Raw genomic sequence first — 11631 nt, 5'->3', positions numbered from 1 at the left:
AATCGTGGACGCGCATCATCACATCTGGCGGGCCGCCGACCTGCCCTGGCTCCAGGGGGAGATGGTCCCGCGCATCTTCGGGCCGTACGAGCCGATTCGCCGCGACTACCCCGCCTCCGAGTACGTCGAGGAGGCCACCGCCTGCGGCATCACCTCGGCCGTCTACGTGCAGGCCAACTGGGCGCTTGACCGCTCCGTGGACGAGGTGCGGTGGCTGCGCGAGGTGCACGCCGAGACCGGTTGGCCCACCGCCGTGGTGGGTTCGGCCGACCTGTTCGACGAGGGCGCGGCCGACGTGCTGCGCCGGCAGGCCGCCATCACCCCGCTCGTGCGCGGCACCCGGCTGCAACTGCACTGGCACGAACGGCCGGAGTTCCGCTTCGCCGCCGCCCCCGACCGCATGAAGGATCCTGTCTTCCGGCGCAACATCGGCGTGCTCGCCGAGCTGGGGTGGCTGTTCGAGCTGCAGGTGTTCCCCGCCCAGATGGCCGATGCCGCGGCTCTCGTGTCCGACTTCCCGGACGTGACGTTCGTGCTGGTCCACGCCGGTATGCCGGTGGGCACCGAGCCGCCGGCCGTCGCGGAGTGGACCGCCGGCCTGAGGCTGCTGGCCGAGCGGCCGAACGTCGTGGTGAAGCTCACCGGCCAGGGCACCTTCGTGCATCGGGTGGACCGATCGCTGATCGAGCGGGTGGCGGTCACGTGCCTGGAGCTGTTCGGCTCCGGTCGCTGCATGTGGGGCAGCAACTTCCCGATCGAGAAGCTCTGGACCGACCTGCCCACCCTGCTCTCTACCTGGCAGGACGTGCTCTCGGGGCGATCAGCCGAGGAGACCCGGGACGTGTTCGCCGCGACGGCCACCCGCGTCTACCGCCTCTGACCGGCTCCGCCCGCGACGCCCGCGCCCGCCCGCGACGCCCGCGCCCGCCCGCGACGCCCGCGCCCGCCCGCGCCCGCCCGCGACGCCCGCGCCCGCCCGCGACCGCTCACGGCGCCGCGCCAGCGTGCGCCCGCGCCGGTGGTGGAGATCGCGTAACGTGCCTGAAAATCGGGATCTATCCCGTTAAGGTGCTTGGGGTCCGTTCCGGCCGTCACAGGAGTCACTCCACTCATGCCGAATGCCGAACCGCTGCGCCCCGGCGACCCCGAGGTGATCGCGGCCTACCGGATCGTCGGGCGTCTCGGTGAGGGCGGCCAGGGCATCGTCTACCTGGGTCAGGCCCCGGACGGACGGCCGGTGGCCGTCAAGGTGCTGCGGCAGTCCGTCGGCGGCGACGACCGCTTCGCCAAGGAGATCGCCGCGGCCCGGCGCGTGGAGCCGTTCTGCATCGCCCAGGTGCTCGACGCGTCGATGGGCGGCCGTCCGTACATCGTCAGCGAGTACGTCGAAGGCCCCTCCCTGCAACAGGCGGGCCGCCATAGCGGCGGCGATCTGCAGCGCCTGGCCGTCAGCACGGCTACGGCGCTGACCGCCATCCACCAGGCGGGCATCGTGCACCGCGACTTCAAGCCCGCCAACGTGCTGCTCGGCCGCGACGGGCCGCGGGTGGTCGACTTCGGCCTCGCCCGCGTCGCCGACTCCGCCGTCACCGTCACCAGCAGCGTCGTCGGAACGCCCGCGTACATGGCCCCCGAGCAGTTGGCGGGCGCGTACGTCGGCCCGGCGGCGGACGTCTTCGCCTGGGCTTCGGTCATGGTGTACGCGGCGACGGGCACGCCGCCGTTCGGCGAGGATTCGCTGCCCGCGGTCATCAACCGCATCCTGAGCCAGGAGCCCTTCCTGGGCGACCTGCCGGAGCCGCTGCGCTCGGTCGTGTACACCTGCCTGGCCAAGGACCCGGCCGCCCGCCCACAGATGCAGGACGTTCTGCTACGCCTGCTCGGCGGCGCCAACAGCGCCGGAAACCAGCACATGCCGCCAGCGGCCCAGCATGCCCCATCCGGCCCGGGGTACGCCCCGCCCGGCCCGGGACACACTCCGCCCGGCCCCGGGTACGCCTCACTCGGCCCTGGGCACGTCCCTCCCGGCCTGGGGCACGCCCCCGCAGGTGGCGGTCAGCGTCCCACGCGTCAGCGTCCCACGCATCTGCGGCGCCGCTTTCCGCTGGTCGCGGGCGTCTCCGGAGCGGTCGCCGTGTGCTTGGCGGCTGGCGTCATCGTCTGGAAGGGCCCGCTGAACGGGGGCCAAGCTCTCTCGGCTCTGGCCGCGAACTCCAGCGAGCCGTCTCCCTCCGCCACCCCGACCAAGCACAAAAAGACCGCCGCGCCCAAGAAAACACAGACCTCACCGATCACTCCCAAACCCACGCACTCGCGCTCCACCCCCAAGCCCACGCACCCGCTCTCCACCCCCGAGCCGTCGCAGGAGCGCACGCCCGTCCGCTCCACCCCCAAGAACACGCCCAAGAACACGCCGAGGCCCACGAGCACGCCCACGAACAAGCCCACGAGCACGGCGACGAAGAAACCGACGACAACCCGACCGTCGCCGACCGCGACCAAGAAGACCAAGACCGCCTCCTTCAGCCTCGCCTACGTGCGGGTCGCCGGCTCGTCGAAGATCAACGACGAGGGGATCACCTGCTACAGGGGCTCGTTGGGCTTCGGCATCGGCATTGACTCCTCCGAGATGGGCGCGCCGTTCTCCTACCAGTGGATCGTCGACGGCCAGGTGATCGAGAGCGGCTCCAGGCGGATCCCGTCCTACGGCCGAAGCGACTATTTCGGGTCGAAGAAGCAGATCACCCCCGAGCTCGGTACCAAGCACACGGTCGTCTTCCGGCTCACCTCGCCGACACAGCGCACCAAGTCCACGTCGTGGACCATGTGCTGACCCCTGGCCCCCGGGGTCCCCTTGACCCCACGGCTGGACAATTCAATTCTTGAGGAAGTTAATTACCAGTACAATCGGTTGCACACCCCAGCCCTCTCGGGAGGCACCAGTTGCACTGGGTTATCGCCGGCACACTGCTGGCCGGATTGCTCACCGCCCCCACCACCACCCCTGCCGACACCTGGACCGTCAAGGCCCCCACAGGCGGGCCCGTCGCCACCGTCCACCTCGACACGCAGGGCCGACCGTCCGTGGCCGTGTCGCGGGACGGCGCGACCATACTCGAACCCAGCCCGCTCGGCCTCACCACGGAACGGGCCGACCTCACCACCGGCCTGAGCCTGGCCGGCCGCTCCGGCCGCGTGGTCGTCGAGAAGTACACGACCACGGCCGGCAAGCGCCTCAATCGCCTGTCCGTGATGAACGAGACCCGCTTCCGCTTCGCCCGCGGAGACGCCAAGCTCGACCTGGTCGTCAGGGCCGCCCGCGACGGCGTCGCCTACCGCTATGAGCTGCCCGGCGCGGGCGCCGTCCTCAGCGAGGCTTCGGCGTTCGCCGTCCCCGCCGGGTCCACCGCCTGGCTGGCCGGCCACCGCCGCGACTACGAGAACCCGTTCATCCAGTACGCCGACGTCCCCCCGGCCGAATATCAGATGCCCGCCCTGTTCGGAGTGGGCCAGAGCTACCTCCTGCTGGCCGAATCGGCGCTGAACGGCTCCTACACGGGTCCCCGCCTTGTGAGCGACCAGGGCACCTACAAGATCGCCCTCTGGGACGCGCGGGTCCCCTACGACCACGGTCTGACCACGCCCTGGCGGGTCATGGTCACGGGCGACCTCGCGACCGTCACCGAGTCCACCCTCGTCGACGACCTCGCGCCCGGATCCCAGGTCGCCGACACCTCGTGGATCAAGCCCGGCAAGGTGCTGTGGAGCTGGCTGGCCGGTGGCCGGAGCGTGCAGCAGAGCCTTGAGAAGCAGAAGGAGTTCGTCGACTACGCCGCGCGGCACCGCTGGCCGTACGTGCTGGTGGACGCCGGCTGGTACGACGATCCGGTCACCGGCGAGCGGGCCTGGACGGATCGGACGGCCGAATTCACCTGGATACCCGAGCTCGTCGAGTACGGCAAGGCGCGCGGCGTCGGCATCATGACCTGGCTGCGATTCTCCGACTTCGACACCCACGACAAGCGCGTCCAGCGCTTCGGGCTGCTGCACCAATGGGGTGTCAAGGGTGTCAAGCTGGACTTCATCGACTCCGAGGCGCAGGAACGGCTGCAGTGGTACGACGGGACGCTGCGCGACCTGGCCGACAACCAGCTCATGGTCAACTTCCACGGCTCGACCGTGCCCAAGGGGATCAACCGCACATGGCCCCAGGTCATGAGCATGGAAGGCGTGCACGGCGCGGAGAAGTCGTCGAACCTGACCACGAGCCACCTGGCGGCCCTGCCGTACACGAGGAACGAGATCGGCTCGATGGACTACACGCCGATGGCCTTCCAGCGCCCCAGCCGGCCCACCTCCGACGCGCACGAACTGGCGCTGTCGGTGGTGTTCGAGTCGGGGCTGGAGAACCTGGCCGGGTCGCTGGAGGCATACCAGGCGCGGCCCGAGGCCGAGCGCTTCCTCGATCAGGTGCCTACCGTGTGGGACGAGACGCGGCTGCTGTCCGGCAAGCCGGCCGACCACACGGTGATGGCCCGGCGCAGCGGCGACCGCTGGTTCATCGGCGCCGGAGTCTCCGGAGCGGCCCGGACGCTGCAGGTGCCGACGGGCTTCCTGCGGGGCCGGTGGCTGGTCGAGGTGACCGGCGACGGCGCCGACGGGCTCGTCCGCGAGTCGCACGTGGTGAACGGTGGCACGCTGCCGGTGGAGGTCAAGGCGGAGGGCGGGTTCGCCGCCATCGCCTGCCGCTGGCGCCCCGGCCTGACGACCTGCGCCCGCTGAGGCTGAGGAAACAGCACGGGCGCCCCGGCCGATGCGCTCGCTGAGGAAACAGCGGCCAGGGACGCGGGCACCCAAGCCCGCGTCCCTGGCCGACCATGAACAAGTAGTTCGGCAAGCGGTTGCAGAAGCCAGAAACTCGGATCTTTACCGAGCCTTGACCGCACTCCACGCCGGAAATACCGTCATTGGTGCCTAACACCTCCGATCTATTCACGATGAGGGGCACCCTATGGATCGGCGAGACCTGCTGAAGGCCGGGGGCGTCCTGGCCGGGAGCGCACTGCTGGCCGGCGGCTTACCCGGACCGGCGTCGGCGGCCCGAGAGGTGAGTTTCCGGGTGATGACGGCCGCGACCGGCGTGGCGGCGAGGACCGACCGGCGACCCGTCGCGGGGGGAGTCCACGACCCGAAGGCGGGGACGACGTTCGTCTCCTGGGGCGGGACGAACGAGGACAGCTACGTCCAGGCGTTCCGCCACGGCCGCTGGTCGGCGCCGCTGAAGATCATCGACGGGCGGGGCGACTCCCACAACTACCCGACCATGGTCCAGGCGGACGACGGGCATCTCGTGGTGGTCGTCGGGATGCACAACGGCGAGACCGTGGTCGCCAGGTCCCCGCAGCCGCACACCATCGACGGCGAATGGAGCGCCCGGGTCGTCGCGGAGGGCGCGGCGGCCAGCTATCCGATGCCGTTCAAGGCGGCCAACGGGCACCTGTTCGTGTTCCTCCGGGAGACCACCCGGACCGTGGATCCGAGCGCGCCGACGGACAACCGGCCGATGCTGTTCATGAGGTCCACCGACCACGGGGTCACCTGGCAGAGCTCCAAGCAGCTCACTGGCCTGCCGTACGTGCTCGGCTCGACCGACAGGGCGGACAACCTCAACGAGATCTACGTCGGGCAGCTGAGATACCAGCGATGGCCCGAGCGTGTGCACCTGGTGTGGACGCTGGCCGGCGGCGGTCCGGCCCAGCACCGGCACGACTACTTCCACAAAGACATCCACTACGCCTGGTTCGACCCCAGCGCGCTGACCTTCCACGCGGCCGACGGCACCGATCTCGGGCCGCAGCTGACCAACGACGAGATGGAGGGGCCCTGCAAGGTGGCGGTGACGCCGCTTGAGCGCCCGGCCGACGTCGTCTCGCCCGACTACATCCAGCTGGTCGGCTGGCTACGGATCGGTCGGCCGTTCGTGGTCTGGTTCACCAGGGACGCCGCCCTCGGATTCCACGACTTCGCCTCGGTGTGGACGCCGCGCGGCTGGCAGACCAGCGAGGTGGCCACCGGGCTGCGTACCAGGGAGATGGAGCAGATCGGGCCGGACACGTGGCGGGTCTACACGACAGTGGACGGGCAGCCCGGTATCGCGACCCATCGGCTGGATCACGGCCGGCGGTGGACGCCCGAGACCGTGATCCCCACCCCGAAGCCGGTCCAGCGGATCGAGCTCATCACCCGCTTCCGCGACCCGGCCAGGATCCTGGCCACCGGAGCGTCGAGCGCCCGCGAGGTCACCGTGGCCGACGGCGACGTCTACGTGGCGGGCCCGGCCTGAATCGGGCGCCATGTTTCCTCAGGTCAGCGCCTCTGCGACACGGCCTTTTCCGTAAATCACCGAGAACGCGCATTCATCCGCAGTTGAACCCCACGAGGGAGGCAGCCGTACCAGGCCGAGAGAGAACGGAAAGGGTAATCATGAACATGCGCACCCTCATTGTCCCCGGCATTGCTGCCTCCCTCGTACTGATCGCTTCCTCGCTCAGCCCGATTTCCGCACAAGCGACCACCACCCCGGTCTACCTGGCCGCGTCGCTAAAAGGCTCGAACGAAGTGCCCGCCCAGGGCATGAAGGTAGGTGACGCGGACGGAAGCGCGCTCGCCGTGTTCCGCATCCATGGCAACCGGGTCGACTACGCCGTCCGGTGGAGCAAAGTGGACGCGCCCAGCGGGTTCCACATCCACCGTGGCGAGGCGGGTGAGAACGGCGACGTCAGGGTCCCGTTCTTCGTCGAGGCGCTGCCCACCACGTTCCACGCCGTCAAGGGCACGGTCCAGGTGCAGGACGGCGCGCTGCTCAGCCGCATCGTCAGTCACCCCGGAAAGTGGTACGCCAACCTGCACAACGCCGAGTTCGGCGGCGGCGCCGTACGGGCCCAGCTGACCCGGATCCGCCCGGTGGAGCTGGAGTCGATACTTTCGCACGGGTTCGGTGCCACGCTCACCACGCGGGCCGACGGGCGCCAGGAGATACCGGCACCCGGCATGAAGGTCGGCGACCGCGACGGGCGCGCCGGGTGGCTGGTGCAGCCGGAGGGCAACCGCGTGTGGTTCGCCGCCGCCTGGGCGGGGGTCGGGCCGCCGGTCGGCGCGCACATCCACCGCGCCCCGAAGGGCAAGAACGGGCCGGTGGTCGTGCCCTTCTTCGCCGCCGAGAAGGGCCTGCCCGCCAGCGTCAACGGCATCGCCGGCAGCACGACCACCTCTACGGCGGTGGCCCGCCGCATCTGGAAGAAGCCCAAGAACTGGTACGCGAACCTGCACACCGCCGCGTTCCCGGGCGGCGCGGTACGCGGCCAGCTCTACAAGGGCGACTGGTAAGCCGTCCCCCCGCAACGCAAGGCTCACGCGCCGTGGAAGCACGGCGCGTGAGCCTTTTGGAAGCGGGTGATCGACCAGGTCATGGCCGACGGCGGCGGCAGCGAGCACCCACAGTTCTTCTTCCCGTCAGTCTCTCTCTGCACACCGTTCACACGTGCCCTCCAACGTGTCCGCTCGAGGGCAACCGGCTTGGCCGGTTGCCCGTGCGTGCATGCAAGTGAAGGGACTGCGCCTGATGCGGCCAGCAGCAAGACATTTATTCGGCGGCGTACGGAGCCGGGGGCGCCTGGCCGCCGTCGGCACGGCCGTGGCGCTACTCGTGAGCAGCCTCGTGACGGCGGCGTACGCCGACCCGGGCCCGGCGGAATCGGACCGGGGAAGGCCCACCCCGACGCCGACCACTTCCCAGAGCCCACCGACGCTCACTCCCATCAGCGGGTCCTACCTCGAGGGCAAGGTGAAGGTCGCCGCGACCCCGGTCGCGGCCGGGGACAGTGTCACGAAGCTCGCCATCGACGGCGCCGCGGTCAACGCCACCAAGACCGTGGGCGTCTCCAAGCTCCGCTTCGACGTGGGCTCCAACTCCACGGAAGCGCAGTACCACAGCTACGTCCTCGTCAATGGCGCGCATCGCAGCGACATCGGCGACTACGTGAACGAACGGGCCACCATCGACATCCCCAACGAGCAGCTCGTCAAGGGCGAGAACACCGTTGAGATCGTCGTCGGCACCGTCCAGTCCTCCTGCGGCACCAACTACGACGACTTCGTGCTGTCCGACGTGGGCCTCGAACTGCTCGGCGAGGTCGCGGACGGCGAGGACAACCCGTACACGCTGTCCTTCGGCGACGGCAGCTGCGGCACGAACACCTCGCTGCTGAAGCGCGCCACGCTCAAGTTCTTCGTCCAGGCCGACCCGCAGGGCACCACCGGTCTCGCGGCGGAGGTGGACACGACGACGCTGGCCAACGGCGAGCACGCCATCACCGCCACGACCGCGGCCGGGGCGAGCGTCAAGAACACCGTGACCGTGAACAACGCCCCGGCCGGCGCGCCGCGGCTGATGCCCACGGACGGCACACTCGTGGCGGGCACCAAGCCGGTCTTCGCGAACGTCCCGGCCATCGGCGAGGGCGGCGTCAAGTCGCTCACCGTCGACGGCGCCGGGCCCGTCACGAAGGCCACGCTCGGCAACGGCGCCGCGAAGCTCAGTTTCGACGTGGGCGCGGACTCGATCGACGACAAGTACGACAACTTCCTGCTCGTCAACGGCAAGCGCGTCGACCTGGGCGGCTCCTGGGTGAGCCGGCGGGTGACCGTCGCGGTCCCGGCCAGGTTCCTGGTCCCCGGCGACAACACGATCAAGCTCGTCACCGGCGACTACAAGGAGACCTGCGGCAACGGCCGCGACGACTTCACCATCACCAACCTCGACCTCGCTCTGGACGGCGCCACGGTGAAGGGCCAGGACATCAAGTCGTCGTACGAGATGGGCGACGGCACCTGCGGCAGCGACCAGAGCGCCCTGCGCGAGGCCGAGCTGCGCTACACGATCGACGCCCCGGCGGTGCACGTCATCGAGACGCTCGGCTCGGGCGACGCGACCCTCAGCTTCAACGTGGGCACCAACTCGATCGAGGCGCGCTACCAGAACTACCTGCTCGTCAACGGCCAGAAGGTCGTGCTCGACGGCGACTTCGTCAGCCGCCGCGTCGATTTCACCATCCCGAACGAGTTCCTGGTGCCCGGCTGGAACACCATCGACTTCGTGGCCGGCACCTTCCCGACCTCGTGCGGCAGCAACCGCGACGACTTCGCGATCTCGAACATCGCCCTCACCCCGGTGGGCGGCACGGCGACCGGTCAGATGGTCAAGACCTCGTACGGGATGGGCGACGGCAACTGCGGCGACAACGTGAACCCGCTGACCGAGATCGACCTGGAGTTCCTGGTGGACGCCCAGGCCCGCGGCCTGCGCGCCGACCTCGACACCAAGGCCATCAAGGACGGCAAGCACACGCTGGAGGCCACCTCGGCCGCGGGCAAGGCCGCCACGCGCCTGCTGGTCACGGACAACTCGGCGCCGAAGGTCGCCAAGAGCGTCCCGGCCGCGAACGAGAAGATCACCGCCGCGGTGATCCTGGACGTCAAGCTGGAGGACGCCTCGGCCGTGGTGTCCGGTCCGGACGTCAAGCTCGACGGCCAGCCGATCGAACTGGGCGCCAAGGTGGGGCCCGGTCTTCGAGCCGGCAAGCACACGCTGGCCGTGACCGGCGCCGACGGTCTCGGCAACACCGCGGTCCGCGAGGTCGTCTTCGAGTCCGCCGGCATCCCGGACGTCCCCGCCGAGCTGACCCCGGCGCTGGGGACCGTCGACGTCTCGGATCCGGTCAAGCTCTCGGCGAAGGTCGCCGAGCCCGATGGCGGCCGGCTGACGGCGACGTTCTCGGAGGCCAAGATCCTGGCGCCGGACCAGGCGTACCAGGGCACGACCCAGTCCCTTCCCACGACCCTGCAGGTTCCGGGTGAGAAGCGCGTCAGGACGGACGGGCTCGACCCGGCCGACGGCAAGACGCTCGACGCGCCTACCGGCCGGGACATCACGTACCAGCGGTTCGACGTCCAGGTCGAGGGGCACGTGGACGCGCCGGTCCTGCGGTGGGAGGGTGCCATCGACCCCGAGCGCCTGGTCGCGCTGCGGGTGTGGAACACCAAGGACAAGGCGTGGGACCTGCTGACGAGCGCCCGCGGCGCCGCCACGGGCAAGACCGCCCTCACGGCCGTGGTCGACACCAAGTACATCGACAAGCGGCAGGTCCACGTCATGGTGACAGGTGAGGACCCGTTCGCCGACGACGTCGAGCCCGGCGACCCGAACGGCTTCGCCGACCCCGCCACGTACGACTTCTCGATGGTCCACTTCACCGACACCCAGTACATCTCCGAGGGCGCGGTCGAACAGGAGACGCCCGAGGAGCGCGCGGTGTGGGAGCGCGCCTACTCCGGCATCGTCGACTGGATCAAGGCGAACAAGGACCAGCGCAAGATCTCCTACGTCGCGCACACCGGCGACATCATCGAGAACAACATCCGCAAGCCCGCGGACGAGGCCACGCAGAAGCAGGTCGCAGGCGAGTTCGAGGTGTCGTCGAAGCAGCAGCGCGTGCTGGACGAGGCGAACATCCCCAACGGCGTGATCGCCGGCAACCACGACAACCAGTCGGGCACCGAGGAGGGACCGGAGGCCATTTACAACAAGTACTACGGCCCCAATCGGTACCAGGACGCCTCACAGGGCTGGCAGCACGCCAAGTACGGCGGCCCGTGGAAGGAAGGCGACAACCAGAACCACTACGACCTGTTCTCCGCCGGCGGGCTGGACTTCGTGGTGGTCGGCCTGTCGTACGGCGTGACGAGGGACGAGGCCGAATGGGCCGACTCCATCTTCAAGAAGTTCCCGGGCCGCAACGGCATCCTGCTCTCCCACGACTACCTCGTGCCGAGCACCAACCCCGACGGGCGCGGCGCCGGATTCTCCGCGCCCGACGGCTCGATGCTGTACAAGACGGTGGTCGAGAAGAACCCGAACGTCTTCCTGATCCTCGCCGGTCACGAGCACGGCGTGGGCACCAACGTGAAGCCGAAGGTGGGCCAGGTCGGCAACGGCGTCGTCGAGCTGCTGGCGGACTACCAGTTCTACACGGTTTCGGCCGACCGTCTCGGGCTCACCGAGATCGGCGGGTACAAGCCGGACGACCAGCTCCAGTTCGGCGCGAGCTTCTTCCGGCTGCTGTCGTTCAACGTCAAGCGGGCGGAGCTGAGCGTGGACACCTACTCGCCGCTGCTCAACGACTTCGGCGCCACCGAGTTCGATCCGCTGCGCCGTTACAACGGCAAGGAGGACAACATGGTGCTGCCGGTCGATCTCACCTCCCGTACGACGAGCTTCCAGACCGACTCCCTGGCGCTCTACAAGCCCAGCCGGATCATCGGCAAGAGCACGGTGACGTCGGGCGAGGTGGCCTCGGTCACCTGGGACCGGCTCAAGGACGACACGGCCTACGCCTGGTTCGTCACGGCACGTTCGTCCGGCGGCGGTGTGACCGCCTCCGAGCCGAGCGTCTTCGTCACGAAGGACAAGGACGGCCGTCCGGGCAAGTGGGGACCTGACTCGCCCATGTACCACTGGTTCAACCGCTGATCCATCCGCCGCCCCGGACCTGGTCCGGGGCGGCATCCCCTTCT

The 11631-nt window shown here is 69.5% G+C and carries 6 protein-coding genes; all 6 read left to right on the top strand.

Translation table 11 applies throughout. From position 1 onward, the window contains the following. Nucleotides 1–4: 4 nt before the first annotated feature. On the top strand, nt 5–880 hold the full coding sequence (locus tag ACQP2T_RS42795) for an amidohydrolase family protein (RefSeq protein WP_433510565.1): 876 nt from the start codon (nt 5–7) through the stop codon (nt 878–880). Nucleotides 881–1111: 231 nt separating this feature from the next. After that, nucleotides 1112–2833: a protein kinase domain-containing protein gene (locus ACQP2T_RS42790; RefSeq protein WP_433510564.1), complete on the top strand. Its 1722-nt coding sequence runs from the start codon at nt 1112–1114 to the stop codon at nt 2831–2833. A 110-nt stretch (nt 2834–2943) separates the two neighbouring features. Beyond that, complete coding sequence (locus ACQP2T_RS42785) at nt 2944–4782, top strand: glycoside hydrolase family 97 catalytic domain-containing protein (RefSeq protein WP_433510563.1); 1839 nt, start codon at nt 2944–2946, stop codon at nt 4780–4782. Nucleotides 4783–5011: 229 nt separating this feature from the next. After that, nucleotides 5012–6343, top strand: coding sequence for a BNR-4 repeat-containing protein (locus ACQP2T_RS42780; RefSeq protein WP_433510562.1), 1332 nt, complete (start codon nt 5012–5014; stop codon nt 6341–6343). A gap of 140 nt (nt 6344–6483) precedes the next feature. Next, nucleotides 6484–7386: a CHRD domain-containing protein gene (locus ACQP2T_RS42775; protein WP_433510561.1), complete on the top strand. Its 903-nt coding sequence runs from the start codon at nt 6484–6486 to the stop codon at nt 7384–7386. Nucleotides 7387–7621: 235 nt separating this feature from the next. Continuing rightward, nucleotides 7622–11587, top strand: a complete 3966-nt coding sequence (locus tag ACQP2T_RS42770) for a metallophosphoesterase (protein ID WP_433510560.1) — start codon at nt 7622–7624, stop codon at nt 11585–11587. Nucleotides 11588–11631 lie beyond the last annotated feature (44 nt).

The sequence above is a fragment of the Nonomuraea sp. CA-143628 genome (assembly GCF_050942315.1).
Classification (GTDB): domain Bacteria; phylum Actinomycetota; class Actinomycetes; order Streptosporangiales; family Streptosporangiaceae; genus Nonomuraea.
This window is presented reverse-complemented; position numbering and strand designations above follow the sequence as displayed.

Excerpts from the sequence above, each read along its gene's own strand:
- ACQP2T_RS42775 (WP_433510561.1), top strand. The coding sequence starts at position 6,484 with ATGAACATGCGCACCCTCATTGTCCCCGGCATTGCTGCCTCCCTCGTA.
- ACQP2T_RS42770 (WP_433510560.1), top strand. The coding sequence starts at position 7,622 with ATGCGGCCAGCAGCAAGACATTTATTCGGCGGCGTACGGAGCCGGGGG.
- ACQP2T_RS42780 (WP_433510562.1), top strand. The coding sequence starts at position 5,012 with ATGGATCGGCGAGACCTGCTGAAGGCCGGGGGCGTCCTGGCCGGGAGC.
- ACQP2T_RS42790 (WP_433510564.1), top strand. The coding sequence starts at position 1,112 with ATGCCGAATGCCGAACCGCTGCGCCCCGGCGACCCCGAGGTGATCGCG.